The sequence below is a fragment of the Rhizobium pantanalense genome (assembly GCF_030182525.1).
GTDB lineage: Bacteria > Pseudomonadota > Alphaproteobacteria > Rhizobiales > Rhizobiaceae > Rhizobium.
Genome location: NZ_JAQJCH010000005.1, coordinates 106,356 through 127,577, shown reverse-complemented (window position 1 = coordinate 127,577; position 21,222 = coordinate 106,356). Strand labels below are relative to the sequence as shown.

Below are 21,222 nucleotides of genomic sequence, written 5' to 3'. Positions count from 1 at the left end.
TCATGGTGAATTACATCGAAGCGGCAACGGCGCCGGCGAAGAATACGGGCGCTATCCGCATTTACGGGCAGGATGCCTTTGCCGGAATGCGCAAGGCATGCCAGCTGACCGCCCGCTGCCTCGATGAACTCGCCGCGATCGTCAAGCCGGGTGTTCCCACCGACGTCATCGACCGCTTCGTTTTCGAATTCGGCATGGATCACGGCGCCTATCCGGCGACGCTGAACTATCGCGGCTACATGAAATCCTCCTGCACGTCGATCAATCACGTCGTCTGCCATGGCATTCCCAACGACAAGCCGCTGCGCGAAGGCGATATCGTCAATATCGACGTGACCTATGTGCTCGATGGCTGGCATGGCGATTCGAGCCGCATGTATCCGGTCGGCGAAATCAAGCGCTCGGCCGAGCGGCTGCTGGAAGTCACCTACGAATCCCTGATGCGCGGCATTGCCGCCGTTCGTCCGGGTGCCCGCACCGGCGCCATCGGCGAAGCGATCCAGACCTATGCCGAGGGTGAACGCTGCTCGGTCGTACGCGACTTCTGCGGCCATGGCGTCGGCAGCCTCTTCCATGACTCGCCGAATATCCTGCATTACGGCCGGATCAATGATGGCCCGGAGCTGCGCGAGGGCATGATCTTCACCATCGAGCCGATGATCAATCTCGGCAAGCCGCATGTGAAAGTGCTCGGTGACGGCTGGACGGCCGTCACGCGCGACCGCTCGCTCTCGGCACAATACGAACACACGGTCGGCGTCACGGCCACGGGCTGCGAAATCTTCACCCTGTCGCCCGGCGGCCTCGACCGCCCCGGCCTGCCGCCACTGCAGGGATAGTCTATGGCGAAACGTCCCGCTTCTTCCAATGGACATGGCGACATGCCCCTCGACAGAAGCGGGGAGACGGAGGCTTTGGAAGAGGCCCCGTTTCTCGACGAACGACTGTTCTTCGCACCACAAGCCGCCAAGCCCGCGTCACGGGCCGCCAAGTCCGCGCCGACGGCAAAACCTGCCCCAATAAACGCCGAAGCCCATTATCATGGGCACCGCGAGCGGTTGCGCAATCGCTATCGCGACGGCGGCGATACGGCACTGGCCGATTATGAAATCCTCGAGTTGCTGCTCTTCCGGCTGATCCCGCGCCGCGATACGAAGCCGATCGCCAAGGCTCTACTAGCCCGCTTCGGCTCGCTCGGCGGCGTGTTCGGTGCTCCGGTCAGCCTGTTGACCGAGGTCAGCGGCGTCGGCGATGCGGTCGCGCTCGACCTGAAGCTGGTGGCGAGCGTCTCGCAGCGCATGCTGAAAAGCGAGCTAACGGGCAAGCCGGTGCTCTCTTCCTGGAAAGCCCTCATCGACTATTGTCATGCCGCCATGGCGCATGAAGCGCGTGAGCAATTCCGCCTGCTGTTTCTCGATAAGCGCAACGCCTTGATCGCCGATGAGGTGCAGGGTTTCGGCACGGTCGATCATACGCCGGTCTATCCGCGCGAGGTCGTCAAGCGCGCGCTCGAACTCTCCGCCTCCGCAGTGATTCTGGTGCACAATCACCCGTCAGGAGATCCGACACCTTCGCGTGCCGATATCGACATGACTAAGACCATCATAGACACTGCCAAACCCTTGGGCATCACCGTTCACGACCATGTTATCATCGGAAAAAACGGCCATGTCAGCTTTCGCGCATTGCGGCTGATTTGAAATTGTCGCACATGAGATAATCCAATACTTCAAATCTATATTATATGATTTTGATTTCATGCGATCATTATCGAATCGCATCCGTCCGGCCGTGGCGAAATATCCCGAATTCGCCATAGCGATCTCCGCTTTCATTTTTCAGCTCGGCGTCAGGATCATCTGGCAGAAGGATCGCCGCGTTCCTGTCGGCTGATCCGCCCGCGGAAGCTGTTGTTTGATTTGGCCTATCCGCTTGCATGCGCCGGCCATTTGGAGATCGAATGCCGGAGATGTCGCCCGTGCTTGCTCATCGCCTCCTTTCTATCGGTCGCGGCGCGCTTGTCGCGGCAGGGGCTTTTCTGGTGGCCGCCAGCGGCTTCTATGCTCACATGCTCTGGACGACGAACTTCCATCCTGTCATTGCCGGCGAACTTTACCGCTCTTCGCAGCCCTCGGCCACCAGCATTGCCGAGTTTCAGAAGCAATACGGCATCAAAACCATTATCAACCTGCGTGGCTACAATAGCGGCCACCATTGGTACGATACCGAAGTTGCCGAGGCGAAAGCGCTCAATATCGACCATATCGATTTTCACATGTCTTCGGCCCGAGAGCTGACACAGGAGCAAGCGGCGCAGCTTGTCGAGATCATGCGGAATGCGCCGAAGCCGATCCTCATTCATTGCCAGGCCGGAGCCGACAGAACTGGCCTGGCCTCGGCGCTTTACCTTGCCGCCATTGCCAAGACGAATGAGGCTACCGCAGAGGGCCAGATGTCGATCATCTATGGTCACTTGCCGTTCTCCTTCACGCGTGCCTATGCCATGGACCGTACTTTCGAGAAGCTGGAACCCTGGCTCGGCCTTTCGGCCTCGTGAACACCAAACTTCCCGTTAGATAATCTGTAACATTGAGAAGCTACCGGTTGACGGAGCATGTTGCGTTGCGACATTGATTCCCCATTCCAGTCATCCGAGGCTTCCCGATGGACCAATTCGATCTCCTAGTCGTAGGTAGCGGCCCCGCCGGCCGCAGAGGCGCTATCCAGGCCGCAAAACTCGGCAAGAAGGTACTCGTCGTCGAGCAAGGCAAACGGGTCGGCGGCGTCTCGGTCCACACCGGCACCATTCCCTCCAAGACGCTGCGCGAAACCGCGCTCAACCTTTCCGGCTGGCGCGAACGCGGCTTCTATGGTCGCGCCTATCGCGTCAAACAGGAGATCAGTGCCGAAGACCTGCGCCGCCGCCTGCTGATCACCCTCGACCACGAAGTGGAAGTCCTCGAGCATCAATTTGCCCGCAATCGCGTGCAGCACATACGAGGCAAGGCGAGCTTCATCGATCCGCAGACAATGCAGATCGTCAAGGATGACGGCGAGGTCGTCACCGTATCTGCCGCCGGCATCCTGCTTGCCGTCGGCACCAAGCCATTCCGTCCGGATTACATGCCCTTCGACGGCAAGACGGTTCTCGACAGCGATGAGTTGCTCGATATCGAAGACCTGCCGCGCTCGATGGTCGTCATCGGAGCCGGCGTCATCGGCATCGAATATGCGACCATCTTCAGCGCGCTCGATACGCAGGTGACGCTGATCGATCCGAAATCGACCATGCTCGACTTCATCGACAAGGAAATCGTCGAGGATTTCACCTACCAGCTGCGCGATCGCAACATGAAGCTGCTGCTCGGTCAGAAGGCAGAGAAAGTCGAGCGCCTGCCGAGCGGCAAGGTGGAGCTGACGCTGGACAACGGCCGCCGCATCACCACGGACATGGTTCTCTTCGCCGCCGGCCGCATGGGTGCGACCGATACTCTTAATCTCGCTGCAGCCGGCCTCGAAGCCGATGCGCGCGGCCGCCTGAGCGTCAATCCGGAGACCTTTGCCACCAAGGTTCCGCATATCTTTGCCGCCGGCGATGTCGTCGGCTTCCCGAGCCTCGCCTCCACCTCGATGGAACAGGGCCGCATCGCTGCCCGCGTCGCCGTCGGCGCGATCGCCAAGGAGCCGCCGAAATACTTCCCCTACGGCATCTATGCCGTGCCGGAGATTTCCACCTGCGGCCTGTCCGAAGAAGAGGTCAAGGAGCGACACATCCCCTATGAATGCGGCATCGCCCGCTTCCGCGAGACCTCACGCGGCCACATCATGGGCCTCGACACAGGCCTCTTGAAGATGATCTTCTCGCTGAAGACCCGCCGCCTGCTCGGCGTCCACATTGTCGGCGAAGGCGCCACCGAGCTCGTACACATCGGACAGGCCGTGCTGAACCTCAAAGGCACCGTCGAATATTTCGTCGAAAACACTTTCAACTATCCGACGCTTGCCGAAGCCTACAAGATCGCCGGCCTCGACGCTTGGAACCGCATGGGCGATATCAAGTCGGAACTCTAATAGGTCAATATTGACATGCCGGCGGAGCTCACTACTCTGTCGGCATGATGAGCATTCTCAACATCGCTTCGGTCTTCTTCATAAGCCGCTGATCCCTAGGCTTTCAGCCAAATGAAGACGAGACCGCCTCAACGGCCGCAAGGCCGCGGCAGGTCTTTGCCGAAACAGCCGTGATGCCCGCACAAGAAGGGTGAAGACGGCGATGATCGAGAGAGATTTCATGCCATCCGAAAAACAGTATCCGGCTGCACTTTCCGACGCGCAGGTGAACGATTTCATTGAACATGGTTTTATACGCATCGATGATGCGTTTTCACAGGAACAGGCTGCAGAAGCCCGCGCCATCATGTGGCGCGATATTCCGTGCAGTGAGCACGATCCGGCAAGTTGGAGATTTCCGGTCGTCCGGTTGCCGGGCTATGGTGGCGAGCCATTCCGCACCATCGCCAACATGGCCATTTTGCACGCTGCTTTCGATCAACTGGTCGGGCACGGGCGATGGCTTCCAAGAGATGGGCTTGGCACCTTCCCCGTGCGTTTCCCGCATCCGGACGATCCCGGCGACGCCGGCTGGCATGTCGACCTCAGCTTTCCGGGTGACGACGGCGATCCGAACGAGAAAACGGACTTCTCGGCCTGGCGCGTGAATGTCACCTCGCGAGGGCGCGCTCTGCTTGCGCTGTTCCTGTTTTCCGATGTCGGCGAAGACGATGCGCCGACCCGCATCCGCGTCGGCTCTCACATGGATATGGCGCGCTATCTCGAGCCTGCCGGAGAGCACGGGCGTTCTCATATGATGCTCGAGCAGATGGGAGCCGACCGCCCTCACGCACTGGCAACGGGAAAGGCTGGTACGGTCTACATCTGCCATCCCTTCCTGATCCACGCCGCCCAGAAGCATCGAGGCGCCACGCCACGATTCATGGCGCAGCCTTCGATCGGCCTTGCTGAGCCCTATCGGCTGGAGCGACCGGATAATGCTTATAGCCCGGTCGAGACAGCCATTCGCCGCGCCTTGGGTAAGGAATAATCGCGCCGAACTGGTTGCTGATAGCCTGGAGCCCCTCACCCCAGCCCTCTCTCCGCTTGCGGGGAGAGGGCGCATTATGGCGACACAACAAAAAACCCCGCCGTTTCCGGCAGGGCTCAATGTCAGTTCAGAAGAAAGACCGATTATTCGGCGCTGTCTTCAGCAGCCTTCTTCTTCGGAGCAGCCTTCTTCTTCGGAGCCGCAGCTTCTTCGCCTTCGGCGGCAGCTTCGGTTGCTTCAGCCTTGGCAGCCTTCTTCTTCGGAGAGGCCTTCTTGGCAGCCGGCTTGTCTTCGGCTTCGTCGTCAGCCAACAGCGCTTCCTTGGAAACGGTCTTATCCGTGACCTTGACCTCGGTCAGCAGGTGGTCGATGACCTTTTCTTCGAAGATCGGGGCGCGCAGGTTGGCGGAAGCGCCGGGCGTGTTGCGGAAGAATTCCAGGATTTCCTTTTCCTGGCCCGGGAACTGCTGGAGCTGTGCGTAGAGAGCGCGCTGCAGTTCGTCTTCGCTGACTTCGACGCCGGCCTTTTCGCCGATTTCGGAGAGAACGAGGCCGAGGCGAACGCGACGCTCAGCAAGCTTGCGGTATTCCTCGCGAGCCTTCTCTTCGGTGGTGTCTTCGTCTTCGAAGGTCTTGCCGGATTCGTTGAGATCGGTTTCGATCTGGCGCCAGATGCTGGCGAATTCAGCGTCGACCAGCTTCTGCGGCGTGTCGAACTGATACATTTCGTCGAGCTGGTCGAGGATCTGGCGCTTGACCTTCTGGCGGGTGACCGAGCCATACTGGCTTTCGATCTGACCGCGAACGATCTCCTTCAGGCGATCGGCCGATTCCAGACCGAGCTTGGTAGCGAGTTCGTCGTTGATTTCGATTTCACCGGGGGCTGCAACTTCCTTGACGTTAATGTCGAAGGTAGCTTCCTTGCCGGCGAGGTTCTTGGCCGGATAATCGGCCGGGAAGGTTACGGTGATGACCTTCTCATCGCCAGCCTTGAGGCCGACGAGCTGCTCTTCGAAGCCCGGGATGAAGCGGTTGGAGCCGAGAACGAGCTGTGCGTCTTCGTCCTTGCCGCCGTCGAAGGCAACGCCGTCGACCTTGCCGAGGTAATCGATGGTGACGCGGTCGCCGTTAGCAGCCTTGCCCTTCTTGGTTTCGTAGCTGCGGGCGCTCTCGGCGATCTTGAGGATCTGCTCGGTCACTTCTTCTTCGCCGATCTCAGCGACTTCGCGGGTGACCTTGATGCCGTTGACCGGCTTCAGTTCGATCGCCGGAATGACTTCATAAGACAGCGTGAATTCGAAATCGGCCTGAGCAGAGAGGATCTTTTCTGCCTCTTCCTGGTCTTCGGTCATGGCGATTTCCGGCTGAGTTGCCGACTTTTCGCCGCGCTCGGTCAGGATCGCCGGCGGCTGGTCACGAACGATTTCGTTCACGAGGTCGGCCATGATCGACTTGCCGTAAACCTTCTTCAGGTGCGAGACCGGAACCTTGCCCGGACGGAAGCCGTTGATGCGGACCTTGTCCTTGACCTCGGCCAGGCGCTCGTTCATGCGCACTTCCATGTCCTTGGCCGGGATGACCACCTTGATTTCGCGCTTCAGCCCTTCAGCGAGCGTTTCGATAACCTGCATTGTCCTACCTTCATTCATGGCGGCCGTGCCCAGCCTGCCGTTCGTTTCGATGAGCACGACGCCGGAAAATCCCGAGCGTGGCTTGGATGCAATTCTCTTTCATCTTGCCAGAGCGCCGCGCCTTCGAACGAACGCGCAAAAGGCGGCTCTATCCCGTCACGAGCCAAAACATCTTATCCACTTTCCTCATCGAAAGCGGGATGCTTTGGGCAAGATGCGCGTCCTGCGGCATATCGGAAGACAGGCTTCTTGAGCCTCCCCCCGTCCACAAGACAGTGTTGGTGCGGGTAGAGAGACTTGAACTCCCACGCCTTGCGGCACCAGAACCTAAATCTGGCGTGTCTACCAATTTCACCATACCCGCGTTCCCAAAACCGCATGGCGATGCCTGCCCATGGGGGCTTCCGGAGCGCGGCGTCTCTATATCACCCGTTTCAAACCACGCAAAGGAAAAATGACGGTTCCGCGACGAGGCTCAAGCTTATCGGGACTCTTTGCGCAGATATCGTCAGTAAAGCGGTTCCTCATAGACGGATTTGCCGTCGAGAAGCAGGCTTCTGATATGGGCAACCCCATCGGAAGACACCCGCGCCGCGATGGCGACGCGATTGGCGTTGCGGGCGCTCTCGATATCGTGCCCCTGCCCTTCGGGCACATAGTAGCGCTCGATGCCGTAGGTGACCCCGACAATCGCCTGCTGGGGATCGGTGGCATCGCCATAGAAAACATAGTCGACAGGCAGGCTTTTGAGCACGACCGTATTGGGCTTCGGATCGAGCTTTCCAAAGGATGATTCGGCGATACCCCAGTAACCGTCATCCTGCTTCTTCAGGCGAACGGACAATATCGCGGCATTTCGGCTCATTTTCGGTGGTCCCTCGACCATCGTCGAGAATGGAATCCGTGAGATGTCGTAGTTCAAGGTCACGTAGTCGCCGCGCAGAAGATCGCGCGGATCGACCGGCGCAGTCTTCAAGAGAACCTCGACGCCGCTTCGCAGGCCCCAGGCTCGCTCGCCGACCATGTAGCCAAGAACCGCCGTCTGCAGAGCAGCAACGACGATGGCGGCCATCCACAGGCGGCGGGAACCCATGCTCAGACTCTTCTCGGTGACATCGGTCATGCCCGCGTCCCCTGCCCGCGATTATCGGAAAAACGCCGTTCCAGCTGGATGACCAGCCAGGCGGCAATCGCCACCAGCAAGCCGGCGACGAGGAAGAACCCCGCCGTGCCGATGATCGAGCCGATCGTCTCACTGGCGAGGTAAAGAATCTCGCAGGAGAAGACGAAATAGGCGAGATAGCGCACCGCGCCGTTGTCGCGGCCGTTGAGCGCGATGGCGACCACGGAACTCGCCAGTGTTGCTGCCGCCACGATGACGAGCGGCAATTTGTCCTCGACCCAGACATTGTTCTCAAAGGAGCCGTTGCTGATCTCGGCATGGACGAGGAAGAAGCCGATCGATGCGATCAGAAAGGTGTAGAAGGCCGGCGCGGCGCCGGCTGTGCGGGCAAAGGGCACCAGCGGCGATGCGGGAACGCTGACGGCGAGAAACGCCGCCAAGCCGAGAGCGGCAAACAGGATCGCGGTATTCAATCCCTCATGGCGGCCGAACAGCCATGTCAGCCAGCCGACGAGCATGAGATATGCCAGATGCCGAGCCATGGACGCGTCGGCATAGCGGACAAGCACGATCACGACCATGGCCATCAGAGGCGGCATCCAGGGCATGATCCCATACCATTCGTCGAAATGCCCCCAGAGATAGACGCCGCAAAATGCCCAGGCGAGAAAACCGGCAAGCCCGACCTGCGCCGAGGAACGAAATAACGCCGCAACAATGCAGGCCGCGGCGAACCAGACGAGCATCATTCTTAGTTCGTCGCCAGACAGATTGTACATCTGGCCAACCAGGGCCATGGCGCCGCCAAAACTCAAGGTGCCCAGGATCAACAATCCGGCCGCGACAACCGAACGCCCCTGGACCAGCAGATATACGGCCCCGAGATAGAATGCCCATATCATTGCCACCAGCCCGGCTAGGCGCACGATCCTCGGGAGAGCCTCCCAGTTTGCGGAGATGAACAGCAAGATGGCAAGGCCGAGAAGCACGGCGGCAATGATGGTCAGCACCCGGCCGGCGCTGAAACTCGTCTGACGACCGTCATACTCGCTGAGGATGGCTTTCGCCGTCCCCGCGTCGACCAGCCCCTTGTTCGTCCAGATCTTGAGATCCCGCTCCAGCCTGCCCCTATACATGCGCGGCTCCCCTCGCTGCGATTCTGCTCGCGACAGAGTTAGCACAAATCGCCGTCCAATCGATGCGAGCCGAGCGGTTCTGGCAGAGGCTTCGGCTCACAGGAACATGTGCCATATTAATACGGAATTAAGGGATCATGCAGTATTTTGACGGCCGGTAAAGAGATACCGATTAAAGATATGCGCCTAGCTCATGCCTCCCATGAAATTATTGCGCCGCACAAATTCAAAAAGTCATACTATTTATCAAACAACAAGACGGCGGTGGCGCGCCAAGCCGATGCAAGTCGGACCAAGCCTGGGGATGGAATATCCCGACACGATATTCGGAGCCGCACACTCCTCCTCCCAGTGCGCTTCGATAGATTGACGACACTCCTCCTCCCAGTCGTCAATCATCTCAAATGACGCCCACCGCATCCTCCTCCCGCGGTGGGCGTTGTTTTTTTTACGCACCTAAATCGGTTTATACTGAACGGATGCTCATGCCGGCCATCAGACGGCAATTGCCAATATGGGAAGAGTCTCAAGCTCACTTCCTGAACCGCTGCACGGCAGTTCGCGGCAACCTCTGCCCTTCCAAGACAGCAAGGCTAGCGAAAAGGTGGCCAAAAGCGGGCGGCTACCGGCAAACGCTTCGGAATGGCTGACACTGGCGCGGGATTGCTTCCGGCGACGGACCAGCTTTGGCCGCGATATGCACACAAAGCAGCCACCATCTTAGGCAAGGCGCCCACAAGACTTGCATATGGCGCATAGGTGACATGAAGCTTTCGCTCTTTTAGTTTTCGCGCCGCAGCATATATTTAAATCCATTAGATCGACGACGGAACCAATCACGGAACTGCTCGATCCCTTGATCCTCGAAAGGGACTACAATGAACCTGACCCGCTCTTTCAACAACTGGCGCAAGTATCGTCAGACCGTTAACGAACTCGGCCGCATGAGCTCGCGTGAACTGCACGACCTCGGCATCGACCGCGCCGACATCCATCGCGTTGCCCGCGAAGCCACCGGCCGTTAACAGCCGATAGGCTTCGCCCAATAGCGAAAGCCTTCTCAACGCCCGTTGCGGACCTCCGCGGCGGGCGTTCTTTTTTGCCTATCGATTGAGCAAGCGCAGCATGGCCGATTTCGCCGCAAGCTATTCCGTCTCTGCACAGCACACAAATTTTGAGCATCGTCTGCTTTTTGGGCGTCATATTGCACAAATGCATAGCAGACGCATCTTCTTTGCACTGCACAATCAGCATGTTCGCGCCTATATAGAGTGCAAGCGCTGAGGCGGTAATCGTACTGCCCGCAAACAAGATACCGAGGAAAAGATCATGAACCCGCTTCGCATTGCAAAGAACTGGATCAGCTACCGCCGCACTCTGAACGAACTTGGCAACCTCTCCAGCCAGACCCTTTCGGACATTGGCGTCAGCCGCTACGAAATCCGCAACATCGCTGCTCGTTCTTTCCGTTAATAGGAACGGACTGAGCAGACTGCCTCAAGACGGCGCCTTTTGGCGCCGTTTTTGATTCCGGCGATTAGAAGCCCCGTACAATTTAATCGACTCGCTGAGCTTCAGGTGATCAATGGCGAGCCGCTCACCGCCTTTGCCACCGCGTATCATTGCCGCCAGACATACGGCGCCCCGTTAGCCACGCGCGCCGATACGGACATAGCTGCTGCCGCCATCACACGCGATATTGGAACGGAACCGCCCGTTTCTCATTTACAGGTGGAGATCTTTTAGCAGGGAGGCGGAGAATGCAAATCCAAGGAATTTACGCCGCGCTCGCGACGGCAAGCATGGACACGGCGGAGGCATTCTATACTCAACTTTTCGACCGAGGACCTGACGATCGTCCCATGGATGGGTTGATCCAATGGCGCAATGTCGCAGGAGCGAACATTCAAATCTTCCATGACAAGGAGAATGCGGGGCACGGCAGGCTAACCATTGTCGTGCCGAAAATGGATGAAGCTCGCAAATCGCTCGAGGACTTTGGCGTAAAGCTCACGGGTGAATCGCAAGGCAACTATGGAAAGATCGCCCAATTGGCGGACCCTGACGGAAACCGCATCACTCTTGCAGAACCGCCCTCAAGGTCTTTCGATACGTAGCTCGCACTGAGCAGGCGGACCAGAGACTAAGGTTGCCATAAGACCGTTGCGCAGTTTTGCGCGGCATGCCTTAGCAAAGCATTGGATCGCCGGCCCGCCCGTGATAATGACGCGCGCATGACACAGATCACTTCCCACTCTCCCATTCACGTCATCGGTGGCGGTCTCGCCGGCTCGGAAGCCGCATGGCAGATCGCCAATGCCGGCGTGCCCGTCATCCTGCATGAAATGCGCGGCGTGCGCGGCACCGAAGCACACAAGACGGACGATCTTGCCGAGCTGGTGTGTTCCAATTCGTTCCGCTCCGACGATGCCACCAGCAATGCGGTCGGCGTCATCCATGCGGAAATGCGCATGGCCGGCTCGCTCATCATGGCATGCGCGGACAAGCACCAGGTGCCAGCCGGCGGCGCGCTTGCTGTCGATCGGGACGGCTTCTCGGCTGCGGTGACGCGGGCGATTGCAAATCATCCGCTCATCTCAGTCGTCCGTGAAGAAATCCAGGGGCTGCCTCCGAAGGAATGGGATCAGGCGATCATCGCCACCGGACCGCTGACCGCGCCCGGCCTTGCGAGCGCCATCCAGGCCGAAACCGGTGCCGATGCACTCGCCTTCTTCGACGCCATCGCGCCGATCGTCTATCGCGACAGCATCAACATGGATGTCTGCTGGTATCAGTCGCGCTACGACAAGGTCGGCCCGGGTGGCACGGGCAAGGATTATATCAACTGCCCGATGGACGAAGCCCAGTACAATGCCTTCGTCGATGCCCTGATCGCCGGCGATGCCGTCGGCTTCAAGGAATGGGAAGGCACGCCCTATTTCGACGGCTGCCTGCCGATCGAAGTCATGGCGGAGCGCGGGCGCGAAACACTGCGCCACGGGCCGATGAAGCCAATGGGGCTCACCAATGCCCATAATCCCACGGTCAAGGCCTATGCCGTCGTGCAGCTGCGTCAGGACAATGCGCTCGGCACGCTTTACAACATGGTCGGCTTCCAGACGAAGCTGAAATACGGCGCGCAGGCAGAGATCTTCCGCCTGATTCCCGGTCTCGAAAATGCAGAATTCGCCCGCCTCGGCGGCCTGCACCGCAATACCTACATCAACTCGCCGACCCTGCTCGACCGCTCGCTGGTCTTGAAGTCGCGTCCGGGCCTGCGTTTCGCCGGCCAGATCACAGGCTGCGAAGGCTATGTCGAGAGCGCCAGCATCGGCCTGCTCGCCGGCCGTTTCGCCGCAGCGGAGCGGAAGGGCGAAGCACCGTCGCTGCCGCCGGATACCACGGCGCTCGGCTCATTGCTGAACCACATCACCGGTGGCCACATCGTTTCCGACGAGGAGCCCGGCAAGCGTTCCTTCCAGCCGATGAACATCAATTTCGGGCTTTTTCCGGAGCTGGAGCCGGGCTCGATCGTCAAGCCGGAAGGTGTCAAACGCTTTCGCGGCAAGGACAAGACCATCATGAAGCGCCAGCTCATCGCCAAGCGAGCGCTTGCCGATTGCGCCGGATGGCTTGGCGCGCAAGCGCCCATGTTCGCGGAAAGCGCCTGACAACCTGAGCTTGGGACCAAGCTTTCGGGATTTTCAAGCCTTGGCCGGCGACGCCTGCTCCTGCGGCTTGGCGTCGTCACCCGCCACATAATTGCCAAGCAGCCAGAGCGACACTTCCGCGGCTTCGGCAGGCGTCTTGAATTCGAATGTGCCGTTGTGGTGGGGCACATCGAGGAAATCGACGATCAAGCCGCGTCCGGTTGCCGAAATCTTGGCACGTGCCCTGCCCGGCTCGATCACATGAACGCTGAAATGATTGCGCACATTGCGCATGAACCCCGCCTTGTCGTCATGCAGACGCACGAAGACCGCCTGCCCGTCGGCAGTCGTCTGCAGCTGGCGAATGGCCTCCGTCGGAAAAGCGCGGCCGAATTCCAGAATCGCAAGACCGGTATCGTGCAGGCCGTCTTCCTTGTTCTGCGATGCCATGCGCGTCGCGTAATAGGCAATGAAGATGACAATCGCAAACAGTATGCACCAGACGACAATACCCACGGCAGATCCCCCTGAAATGCAAATCAAGTGCCGCCATCTCCATAGACGCCGAGACTTGCGCGAGCTTGGTGTATTTTAGATTTTCTTTGTGATCGACGCTATCGCCATGCGCAGCTGCCGGCGCCATTGCGGCAGCACCAGGGGGTGATCGAAGATGCCGGCTCCGAGCTTCTGTGCCTTCTGCAAGACAGGCTCGGCCAAGGTGACAGGCAGAAGCGCCGGGAATACGGCCCGCGGTATCGCGCCTGCCGCCCTCGCCTTGGCGAGATGCTCGCGACCGAGACCGGCGAAGGCCTCGATCGCCGCGGAAATGCGCGGCTTGTCCTCGCCGGCGAGAAAGCCGTCGCGATCGAGCCCGGTTGCCGCCAGGATCTCCAGCGGTAGGTAGAGCTGGCCGCGATGGCGGTGCAGCGGCATCAGGAGCAGCAGACCGGCGATCGCCTGCGCGACGCCGGCATGACCGGCGGCATCGGCGGAGCGCTTCGCCTCGTCGGCGGACAAGACCAGGCTCGCAAGCTGGATCAGGGCCGAAGCCGTCTCGCCGGCATAGCCTTCCAGACTGCTGCGGCTTTCCATAGGGTCATCGTAGAGATCGAATATGCGCGCATCGATCATGTCCATCAGCGTCTGGCGCGGCAGACGGTATTGCTCGATCGCTGTCAGAAGCTCGGAGGCCAGCGGATTGGCCTCGCTTGAGCCGTGGGATTGTCCCTCGAGAAGATCGCGCCAGTATTGCATCCGCACTTCGCCGGGCAGCGGCTCATGCACAAGATCGCGCACGCGCGCCAGCTCGGCGTTGAAGGCATAGAGCGCGGCAAGTGCCGGGCGCTTATCCTCCGGTGCCAGCAGGCAGGCGAGATAGCGATCGCGATCGGTGTCGCGAAGCGTGGCGAGGCAGATGTCTCGATTGCTCCGAGGCGCAGCTGGTGTCGTCATACTCTTGGATCCGAAGGTCAGACGGCAATCAGCGCCGCAGCTACGGCACGCGATTCGGAGAGCATGATGTTGAAGGTGCGCACCGCCGCCCCCGTGCTCATCGGGTCGGACGAAATCTGCTTTCCACGCAGGGCGGCCTTCAGCTCGGCGGGCAGCGGGCGCAGCTCCATGCCGGTGCCGACGAGCAACACTTCGATCTCGGCGGCTTCATCGAGAACCTTCTGGAAGCGATCCGGCGTCAGCGCATCGCCCTGCAGCATATCCCAGCCGTAGATGCCTGAAGGCAGGCACAACAACGAACCGCGATGCGACATGTCGGCGAAACGAAAGCCGCCATTGCCGTAAGCGTCGATCGGTGCGCGCCCCGGGAAATGCGCGTTTCGAATTTCTATACCTTTAGCCACTGTATCACACCGCTGGTTTGCCTGACTGGATGTTGCCGGCCGCGGGTCCATTGCTTTCGCCGCCGGTCTGGAACTTGTCCGGCCGCAGCTTGAACAGGATCAGCACGGGCGCCGCAATATAAATCGACGAAAAAGTGCCGACAGCGACGCCGAAAAGCAGGACGAAGGTGAAGGCACGGATCACCTCGCCGCCGAAGATGTAGAGGGCGAGCAGCGCCAGAAGCGTCGTCGCCGATGTCAGAATGGTACGAGATAATGTCTGATTGATGGAGGCATCGATCAGAATCGGCAGCGGCATCTGCGAATAGCGCTTCAAATTCTCGCGCATGCGGTCATAGACGACGACGGTGTCGTTCAGAGAATAGCCGACGATGGTGAGGATCGCGGCGATGCTCGTCATGTTGAATTCCATGCCTGATAGCACGAAGAGGCCGAGCGTCAGGATGACATCGTGCAGCGTCGCGATGATGGCGCCGACGGCAAACTGCCATTCGAATCGTACCCATATATAGATCAGGATCGCCGCCAGGGCCGCCAGGACGGCGAGGGAAGCCGTGGTGGTGATCTCGCCCGATACGGCTGGACCGACCACTTCGACGCGGGCGAAATTGTAGTCCTTGCCCAGCTCGTCCTGAACGAGCGAGACGGCGGATTGCTCGGCGTTTTCACCGCCCTCCTGCGCATGAACACGGATCACTGCACCAAGACGATCGGCAAGCCGCTCGACGCGCACGTCGCCCGGAATGACGGCGTCGAGACGTGTCTGAATGTCGACGGGATCGGCAACGCCCTGTTTGGCCCGGACCTCGATGATCGATCCGCCGGCAAAATCGATGCCGAGGTGCATGCCAACCGTCGCGAAGGCAATGAGCGTAATGACGGACAGGGCGGCGGAGACGGTAAACGTATAGCGGCGGATGCCCATGAAGCGGATATTGGCATTGTCGAAAATGCCACTGCGTACGCCAACAAGCAAAGTGCGCGGTTTGCGGCGCGAGATCCATATATTCACCAGCGACCGCGTGACGAAGCAGGAGGTGAAGAAGGTCGAGATAACACCCACCATCAATGTGGCGGCAAAGCCGCGCACTGCGCCGGTGCTTGCATAAAAGAGAATGGCCGCAACGATCAGAACCGTCAGATTGGCGTCGGCAACGGTCGCAGCCGCCCGGTTGAAGCCGTGGCGCAGCGCATCGACGAGAAGATGGGTCTTCTTCTCCTCCTCGCGCACGCGCTCGTAGATCAGCACCAACGCATCGAGACCGATGCCGATAATGAGGACGATGGCAGCGACACCCGGCAGGGTGAGCGTAATGCCGAGCAGGCCCATGAGGGCCGCGACCATGATCATGTTGATGACGAGTGAGATGGTCGCGATGATGCCGAGCAGACGATAGAAGCCGATCATCAGGGCCGCAACGAAGACGGCGGCCGCAATGCAGGCAATCAGGCCGTAACGTGCTGTCTCGCCGCCGAGGCCTGGCTGAATAGTCCGTTCCTCGACGGTCGTCAGCGTCGCGGGCAATGGCCCGCTCTTGACCATCACAGTCAGATCCTGCGCGCCCTGGGCGGTGAAATCACCGGGAACATCGATCTCGCCTGTTGCGATGACCGTCTTCAGAGAGGCCGCGGAGATGACCTGATCGTCAAGCACGACGACGACGATCTTGCCGAGATTGCTGGCCGTCGATTGCGCAAAGCGGTGAGTCGCCTCCTGCGTCAGCTTGACGGAGACGGTGCCTTCGCCTTTTTGATTGTCAACGACCGCGACGGCATCGGAAAAATCGACGTTCGAGAGCAGTGGCTGCCGCTGTACGAGATAGCCAACCGGCGGATCGTCTTCGGAAAACAGTACGTCGGACCCGGCCGGCGGCTGTTTGTCCATAGCGTCCTGGACCGACATCGACTGATCGATCAGGCGGAAGCTGAGTTTGGCGGGCTGGCCGAGAAGGTTTTTCAGCCGCTGCGCATCGGCAAGATCCGGCACCTGAACGACGATGCGATCAGATCCCTGCCGGCGGATCAGCGGTTCCCCAACGCCGAGCTGCGCGACACGGGCATGGATGACCTTCATCGCGCGTGCGATCGCCGATGACACATGGCTGTTGATATCGGCATCGGTGATATCGAGCGTCAGCGCGCCGTTGTCACCCTGAGACAGGACCACGGACGGCTTATCCGGTCCTGATGTCAACGGTTGCAGTGCCGTCAAGGCCGTTTGGACCTGCGAGGGATCGTTGATGCGAAGCTGAATCTTACGGCCGGTGCCGGTGAGGCCCGAATAGGCGACATTGACAGTGCGCAATCGGGTCGCGATATCGCCGACGATGCTTTCCAGGCGATCCTTCTCGACATCGCCCCGTTCGATCTTCAACAGCAGATGCGATCCGCCGCGAAGATCGAGGCCTAGCTCGATCTTTCGATGTGCCCACCATGTCGGAACGGATGAAAGCGCGCGCTCGCCAAGCAGGTTGGGAGCGGCCAGAAGCACGCTCAAGAGAACGACGAACCAGATCAGGGCGGTCTTCCACCAGGAGACGTGCAGCATCGCTCTCTCGAATTAGGGCTTCCCTACTGCGCCCTCCCTTTCGACGGAAAATGCAAAGGGCGCAGTAACACCTTGAATTTGTGCACAGTCCTTCAAGAAAGTCGATCTCGAATTTCGAAGATGCGCAGCGGCGGCAGGCGCCGCCTCTCGGGAGGAGTCTTACGCAGCGTCCGCCTTGACGGGTTCGCCCTTGACGCGAACCTCGGAAATGGCGCTGCGGACAACGCGGATGCGCACGCCTTCAGCGATCTCGACTTCCAATTCCTTTTCATCGATGACCTTGGTGACCTTGCCGACGATGCCGCTGGTAACGATCTGATCGCCGCGACGGATGTTCTTCAGGATCTCGTCACGCTTCTTCGCCTGCGCGCGCTGCGGACGGATGAGGAGGAAATACCAAACGACCATCAGCGGCACAAACAGGATGATCATTTCAAAGCCGGAACCGCCGAAGGCACTCGCGGCCGAATCTGTCGCGCTCTGCGCATATGCGTTGGTGATAAACATCGAGAACTCCCTTGAATTCCGAGCGGGAACGGGCCCCGCGTCAGGTGGCCGGAATATAGTTACGCGTATGGCGAATGCAACAAAAACAGCCGTCAACCGTACCGTTTTCCCGGTCTGTTAGCCTTTCAGGCCCCAAAGGAGCATGATACCCGGCAAGACAGCGCGCGCATTTTACGACTTTCTTGTTCAATATTCAGGAGGAAACGGTGACTGAAGACCAAAACGCCCTGATCCTTGCCGAAGTCCGTCGCCTTGCCGACGCTGTCGAACGTCTGGCCGGGCCGGCCCCGGCCGTCAATGACTGGAATGCCGCCGACTGCTTCGTCTGGGCTCCTGCCCGGCTTTATCTGCAGCCGGTGCCACGGCCGAACCGCGTGGCACTGACCCTTATCCGTGGCGTCGATCACGTGCGCGATATCCTGCACGAGAACACGCTTCGCTTTGCCGAAGGTTTCGCCGCCAACAACGTGCTGCTCTGGGGCGCGCGCGGCATGGGCAAATCCTCGCTGGTCAAGGCGGTACACGAAGACGTGCGTCGGGCGACCGGCGTGTCGCTGAAGCTGATCGAAGTGCATCGCGAGGATATTTCCTCGCTGCCGATGCTCCTCGATATATTGAAGGCAACGCCGCATCGCATCATCATCTTCTGCGACGACCTCTCCTTCGATCATGATGATACCGCCTACAAGTCGCTGAAGGCGGCATTGGACGGCGGCGTCGAAGGTCGGCCAGATAATGTGCTGTTCTATGCGACATCCAACCGTCGCCACCTGCTGCCGCGCCATATGATGGAAAACGAGCAATCGACCGCGATCAATCCCTCGGAAGCCGTTGAGGAAAAGGTCTCGCTCTCCGATCGCTTCGGCCTCTGGCTCGGCTTCCACAAGTGCAGCCAGGAAGATTATCTGCAGATGATCGATGCCTATGCCGATCACTTCAAGCTCGATCTCGATCGCGCCCAGATGCATCACGAAGCCCTGGAATGGGCAACGACCCGCGGCGCCCGTTCCGGCCGTGTCGCCTGGCAATATATCCAGGATCTGGCCGGTCGGCTGCGCATCGTGCTGGAGCGTGATTGATCTTCGATCGACATCGCCATAAACGACAAAAAGCCCGGCTGTGACCGGGCTTTTTGCAGAGTCCTTGAGACGCACTACCTATTCAAGGAACGTCATTGGGTTGACCGGAGCCGAATTCTTGCGGACTTCGAAGTGCAGCTGAGGCTGGCTGACATTGCCGCTCATGCCCGACGTCGCGAGCGTCTGACCACGCTGGACCTTCTGGCCGCGAGTGACGCTGAGTGCGTCGGCATGACCGTAGACCGTGACGGTACCGTCGTCGTGGCGGACGAGAACCGTGTTGCCGAGTTCCTTAAGGCCATTGCCTGCATAGATGACGACGCCGTTTTCGGCCGCCTTGATCGGTGTGCCCTCGGGAACCGAGATGTCGATACCGTCGTTGCGGCTGCCGTTGACGTTGGCGCCATAGCCGGCGACGACAGCGCCGCGAACCGGCCAGCGATATTTGCCAATACCGGTTGCCTCGGGCGCATCGGCCTGCGCATCGGACTTGGCCGCATCGTTGATGGACTGGCTCGGCGAAGCGGAGGCAACTTCCTTCGGCTTGGCAGGGGCATCAGCTGCCGCATCGGCATGAGCGACAACCTTTGGCGCCTGTTTGGCGATCGGATCGGCGGCCGCCTGCTTCGGTTCGACGGGAAGTGCGCCCGGCTTGACCGACGCCTTCTGCGGCTCGATCGAGGCGGTCTTGACCGGGTCTGCGGCGGCGACGGAGCCGTGTGGCAACGCGAGTGCCTGCCCGATGCGAATGCTATCGCCGGCCTGCATGTTGTTCGCACGCTTCAGTTCGGCGACGCTTACGCCGCTTTCCTTCGCGATTCTTGCCAGTGAGTCACCCGGCTTGACGACATAAGCGCCCTTCGGCGTCGGCCCCTTGCCATTACCGGCTGCCACCTTATTGGGGTCGGCGAGGCCAGCTTGGGACTTGCCGCGCATCTGATTGCCGGAAGGCAATGCGAGCGCTTCCTGCTGCGGCGTCTTGGCGGGGCCAGGCATCTTGCCGCCCTTGGAAAGATCAGTCGCTTCAGCGGCCATCTTGGCCGGGCCTGAAACACCTGCCCCATTCATCGTCGGGATGACGATCTGCTGGCCAGGCTGAGCGGCAGCGCCATTGCGCAGACCGTTCGCACGCAGGATTTCCTTTTCCGGAACGCCATAGCGGCGCGACAGCAGCGCAATGTTCTCACCTTGATGCAGTGTCACGCTCGGAGCATTGACCGTGGTCCAGCCAGGAGACATCTGCTGCGCGGCGGCAGTCTTGATTGTGCCCGTCGACATGGTGTCGGGAGCAAGTGCCGGCGCGGCGCGAGAGCCGTTATTGTTGCGAGATGCGGGGAACGGCTGCGCCATTGCCTCAGATTCCGCCTGCGGCATCCGACGAGAATTGCTGGCGGAAGCACTCGGAGGAGCAAGGTCGGTGCGCTGAATTGCGACGGGAGCGGTCGAGGCCCGTGCGCTGGAATAGGACGGGTTATAGCGAGCGGGCGAGTTCGGGTAGGGTTGCGTCACCGGCGCACTCTGCTGCGAATAATCCTGCTGACCGTAGCCGCCCGCCTGAGCGACATCGGCGCGCGGAACGGGGTCACCGTTCGGACCATTGAGGCTGCGGCGATTGATCGAGCCGGTCGTTACATTATTCGTCTTATTGAAGAGACCACTGAAACGGGTCGTGTCCGAACTACAAGCTGTGGCCGTACTCGCCAGAAGAATGGCCACCAGGACTTTCCCTGCCGATTTGCTGACGTTTGAAGAAAGACTGAAACCCATGACTCGACCCACTTAAGACGCAACCGATTATGGGTCGATTAAAGCGCGTTAATCTTACCATGCGGTTAAAGCACTGGTGCGGCATGTGTTTTTTTGAGGAATTGCTAACCATAGAGCATGAAACGGAGGCAATGCGCCCGTTTCATAGGGGCATACGCCCGAATTGAGCCTCAAAGATAGGAGGCGAGCATGGGCACGATGGGCTGATAGGGAACGTCGAACAATTCTTCGCGCTCGAATCGGCTTCCCGTCTTCGTCAGCCGCACCAGGCGACATGTGTGCTCATCAATAATAAGCGGGGCTATCATCGAACCGCCGGACACCAGCTGTTCGGCATAAAAGCGCGGCATTGTCGTGAAAGCTGCCGTGACCAGGATGCGATCGAAGGTGCCCTCGCCCGGCAGACCGGCGCTGCCGTCCGCCTGACGGATGATAACATTGCGCAGTCCAAGCGTATCCATGCGCTGCTGCGCCGATGTCGTCAGCGTCTTGTAGCGATCAACGGTCAGCACGCGCTCGACGATTCGTCCCATGACAGCGGCAGTGAAACCGCTTCCCGTGCCGATCTCAAGAACGCGATGGCCAGGCTTGATCTTCAAGCCATGGAGAATACGCACCACAAGATCGATGCCTTCCATGAAGGCACCGCAATCGATCGGAATCGTGCGGCTGGAATAGGCATCATCGGCAAATTGCGCCGGCACGAAAGGCAGGCGCGGCGTCTGCTCGACCGCCGTCATCAGGTCGATGTCCAATATGCCTTCCGCGCGCAGCCGCAACACCACGGCCGCAAAGCCTTCCTTTTCCACCAAACGAGGTGTCAA

21 protein-coding genes and 1 tRNA gene are annotated in these 21,222 nt (G+C 59.8%); 11 read left to right on the top strand and 11 right to left on the bottom strand.

Annotated features, from left to right (window positions below):
* The first annotated feature begins 2 nt into the window (after positions 1–2).
* The 6 genes from map (at position 3) to PH558_RS14675 (ending at position 5,101) form a co-directional block, all read left to right on the top strand.
* The gene (gene map / locus PH558_RS14700; RefSeq protein ID WP_095434776.1) at positions 3–839 is read left to right on the top strand and encodes a type I methionyl aminopeptidase; all 837 of its coding nucleotides are present in this window, start codon (positions 3–5) and stop codon (positions 837–839) included.
* A 3-nt stretch (positions 840–842) separates the two neighbouring features.
* Positions 843–1,700, top strand: a complete 858-nt coding sequence (gene radC / locus PH558_RS14695) for a RadC family protein (RefSeq protein WP_285205090.1) — start codon at positions 843–845, stop codon at positions 1,698–1,700.
* 58 nt (positions 1,701–1,758) lie between these two features.
* On the top strand, positions 1,759–1,893 hold the full coding sequence (locus tag PH558_RS14690; protein WP_285205089.1) for a hypothetical protein: 135 nt from the start codon (positions 1,759–1,761) through the stop codon (positions 1,891–1,893).
* A 67-nt stretch (positions 1,894–1,960) separates the two neighbouring features.
* Positions 1,961–2,557, top strand: coding sequence for a dual specificity protein phosphatase family protein (locus tag PH558_RS14685; protein ID WP_113409220.1), 597 nt, complete (start codon positions 1,961–1,963; stop codon positions 2,555–2,557).
* Positions 2,558–2,664: 107 nt separating this feature from the next.
* Positions 2,665–4,071, top strand: coding sequence for a Si-specific NAD(P)(+) transhydrogenase (gene sthA / locus PH558_RS14680; RefSeq protein ID WP_285205088.1), 1,407 nt, complete (start codon positions 2,665–2,667; stop codon positions 4,069–4,071).
* A 220-nt stretch (positions 4,072–4,291) separates the two neighbouring features.
* Entirely contained in the window at positions 4,292–5,101 is an 810-nt protein-coding gene (locus tag PH558_RS14675) for a phytanoyl-CoA dioxygenase family protein (protein ID WP_285205087.1), read from the top strand.
* A gap of 143 nt (positions 5,102–5,244) precedes the next feature.
* Here the strand turns inward: PH558_RS14675 and tig are convergent, their stop codons facing one another.
* The 4 genes from tig to PH558_RS14655 form a co-directional block, all read right to left on the bottom strand.
* Positions 5,245–6,732, bottom strand: coding sequence for a trigger factor (gene tig / locus PH558_RS14670; RefSeq protein ID WP_095434772.1), 1,488 nt, complete (start codon positions 6,730–6,732; stop codon positions 5,245–5,247).
* Between the two features lie 279 nt (positions 6,733–7,011).
* Positions 7,012–7,096 (bottom strand) — tRNA-Leu (locus PH558_RS14665).
* Positions 7,097–7,240: 144 nt separating this feature from the next.
* Positions 7,241–7,855: a GDYXXLXY domain-containing protein gene (locus PH558_RS14660; RefSeq protein WP_285205086.1), complete on the bottom strand. Its 615-nt coding sequence runs from the start codon at positions 7,853–7,855 to the stop codon at positions 7,241–7,243.
* Entirely contained in the window at positions 7,852–8,991 is a 1,140-nt protein-coding gene (locus tag PH558_RS14655) for a DUF2157 domain-containing protein (protein WP_113409223.1), read from the bottom strand. Before PH558_RS14655 ends, PH558_RS14660 begins: the two co-directional genes overlap by 4 nt.
* A gap of 878 nt (positions 8,992–9,869) precedes the next feature.
* On the opposite strand from PH558_RS14655, the gene PH558_RS14650 reads away from it, so the two are divergent.
* From PH558_RS14650 to trmFO, 4 genes are all read left to right on the top strand, one after another.
* Positions 9,870–10,016 carry a DUF1127 domain-containing protein gene (locus tag PH558_RS14650; RefSeq protein WP_015339702.1) on the top strand — a complete coding sequence of 49 codons (147 nt, stop codon included), beginning with the start codon at positions 9,870–9,872 and terminating at the stop codon, positions 10,014–10,016.
* Positions 10,017–10,320: 304 nt separating this feature from the next.
* Positions 10,321–10,464: a DUF1127 domain-containing protein gene (locus PH558_RS14645; protein WP_015339701.1), complete on the top strand. Its 144-nt coding sequence runs from the start codon at positions 10,321–10,323 to the stop codon at positions 10,462–10,464.
* Between the two features lie 287 nt (positions 10,465–10,751).
* The gene (locus tag PH558_RS14640; protein ID WP_285205085.1) at positions 10,752–11,108 is read left to right on the top strand and encodes a VOC family protein; all 357 of its coding nucleotides are present in this window, start codon (positions 10,752–10,754) and stop codon (positions 11,106–11,108) included.
* Positions 11,109–11,225: 117 nt separating this feature from the next.
* Complete coding sequence (trmFO, locus tag PH558_RS14635; RefSeq protein WP_095436267.1) at positions 11,226–12,662, top strand: methylenetetrahydrofolate--tRNA-(uracil(54)-C(5))-methyltransferase (FADH(2)-oxidizing) TrmFO; 1,437 nt, start codon at positions 11,226–11,228, stop codon at positions 12,660–12,662.
* A gap of 33 nt (positions 12,663–12,695) precedes the next feature.
* Here the strand turns inward: trmFO and PH558_RS14630 are convergent, their stop codons facing one another.
* The 5 genes from PH558_RS14630 to yajC form a co-directional block, all read right to left on the bottom strand.
* Complete coding sequence (locus tag PH558_RS14630) at positions 12,696–13,157, bottom strand: hypothetical protein (RefSeq protein ID WP_095434767.1); 462 nt, start codon at positions 13,155–13,157, stop codon at positions 12,696–12,698.
* A 75-nt stretch (positions 13,158–13,232) separates the two neighbouring features.
* Positions 13,233–14,093: a phytoene/squalene synthase family protein gene (locus PH558_RS14625; protein WP_285205084.1), complete on the bottom strand. Its 861-nt coding sequence runs from the start codon at positions 14,091–14,093 to the stop codon at positions 13,233–13,235.
* A 17-nt stretch (positions 14,094–14,110) separates the two neighbouring features.
* Positions 14,111–14,497 carry an Mth938-like domain-containing protein gene (locus tag PH558_RS14620; RefSeq protein WP_069611981.1) on the bottom strand — a complete coding sequence of 129 codons (387 nt, stop codon included), beginning with the start codon at positions 14,495–14,497 and terminating at the stop codon, positions 14,111–14,113.
* A gap of 4 nt (positions 14,498–14,501) precedes the next feature.
* Entirely contained in the window at positions 14,502–17,045 is a 2,544-nt protein-coding gene (secDF, locus tag PH558_RS14615; RefSeq protein WP_285205083.1) for a protein translocase subunit SecDF, read from the bottom strand.
* Positions 17,046–17,204: 159 nt separating this feature from the next.
* Positions 17,205–17,552: a preprotein translocase subunit YajC gene (gene yajC, locus PH558_RS14610; protein ID WP_047634659.1), complete on the bottom strand. Its 348-nt coding sequence runs from the start codon at positions 17,550–17,552 to the stop codon at positions 17,205–17,207.
* 206 nt (positions 17,553–17,758) lie between these two features.
* Between yajC and PH558_RS14605 the strand changes: the two genes are divergently transcribed.
* A complete protein-coding gene (locus PH558_RS14605; protein WP_285205082.1) occupies positions 17,759–18,631 on the top strand; it encodes an ATP-binding protein in 873 nt (290 codons plus the stop codon).
* Between the two features lie 78 nt (positions 18,632–18,709).
* Here PH558_RS14605 and PH558_RS14600 read toward each other — a convergent pair whose 3' ends face one another.
* On the bottom strand, positions 18,710–20,398 hold the full coding sequence (locus PH558_RS14600) for a peptidoglycan DD-metalloendopeptidase family protein (protein WP_285205081.1): 1,689 nt from the start codon (positions 20,396–20,398) through the stop codon (positions 18,710–18,712).
* Positions 20,399–20,568: 170 nt separating this feature from the next.
* On the bottom strand, positions 20,569–21,222 hold the full coding sequence (locus PH558_RS14595; protein WP_092715710.1) for a protein-L-isoaspartate(D-aspartate) O-methyltransferase: 654 nt from the start codon (positions 21,220–21,222) through the stop codon (positions 20,569–20,571).

Excerpts from the sequence above, each read along its gene's own strand:
- PH558_RS14660 (WP_285205086.1), bottom strand. The coding sequence starts at position 7,855 with ATGACCGATGTCACCGAGAAGAGTCTGAGCATGGGTTCCCGCCGCCTG.
- map (WP_095434776.1), top strand. The coding sequence starts at position 3 with ATGGTGAATTACATCGAAGCGGCAACGGCGCCGGCGAAGAATACGGGC.
- sthA (WP_285205088.1), top strand. The coding sequence starts at position 2,665 with ATGGACCAATTCGATCTCCTAGTCGTAGGTAGCGGCCCCGCCGGCCGC.
- PH558_RS14600 (WP_285205081.1), bottom strand. The coding sequence starts at position 20,398 with ATGGGTTTCAGTCTTTCTTCAAACGTCAGCAAATCGGCAGGGAAAGTC.
- trmFO (WP_095436267.1), top strand. The coding sequence starts at position 11,226 with ATGACACAGATCACTTCCCACTCTCCCATTCACGTCATCGGTGGCGGT.
- PH558_RS14685 (WP_113409220.1), top strand. The coding sequence starts at position 1,961 with ATGCCGGAGATGTCGCCCGTGCTTGCTCATCGCCTCCTTTCTATCGGT.
- tig (WP_095434772.1), bottom strand. The coding sequence starts at position 6,732 with ATGCAGGTTATCGAAACGCTCGCTGAAGGGCTGAAGCGCGAAATCAAG.
- PH558_RS14690 (WP_285205089.1), top strand. The coding sequence starts at position 1,759 with ATGCGATCATTATCGAATCGCATCCGTCCGGCCGTGGCGAAATATCCC.
- PH558_RS14675 (WP_285205087.1), top strand. The coding sequence starts at position 4,292 with ATGCCATCCGAAAAACAGTATCCGGCTGCACTTTCCGACGCGCAGGTG.
- secDF (WP_285205083.1), bottom strand. The coding sequence starts at position 17,045 with ATGCTGCACGTCTCCTGGTGGAAGACCGCCCTGATCTGGTTCGTCGTT.
- PH558_RS14640 (WP_285205085.1), top strand. The coding sequence starts at position 10,752 with ATGCAAATCCAAGGAATTTACGCCGCGCTCGCGACGGCAAGCATGGAC.
- yajC (WP_047634659.1), bottom strand. The coding sequence starts at position 17,552 with ATGTTTATCACCAACGCATATGCGCAGAGCGCGACAGATTCGGCCGCG.
- PH558_RS14650 (WP_015339702.1), top strand. The coding sequence starts at position 9,870 with ATGAACCTGACCCGCTCTTTCAACAACTGGCGCAAGTATCGTCAGACC.
- radC (WP_285205090.1), top strand. The coding sequence starts at position 843 with ATGGCGAAACGTCCCGCTTCTTCCAATGGACATGGCGACATGCCCCTC.
- PH558_RS14655 (WP_113409223.1), bottom strand. The coding sequence starts at position 8,991 with ATGTATAGGGGCAGGCTGGAGCGGGATCTCAAGATCTGGACGAACAAG.
- PH558_RS14645 (WP_015339701.1), top strand. The coding sequence starts at position 10,321 with ATGAACCCGCTTCGCATTGCAAAGAACTGGATCAGCTACCGCCGCACT.
- PH558_RS14625 (WP_285205084.1), bottom strand. The coding sequence starts at position 14,093 with ATGACGACACCAGCTGCGCCTCGGAGCAATCGAGACATCTGCCTCGCC.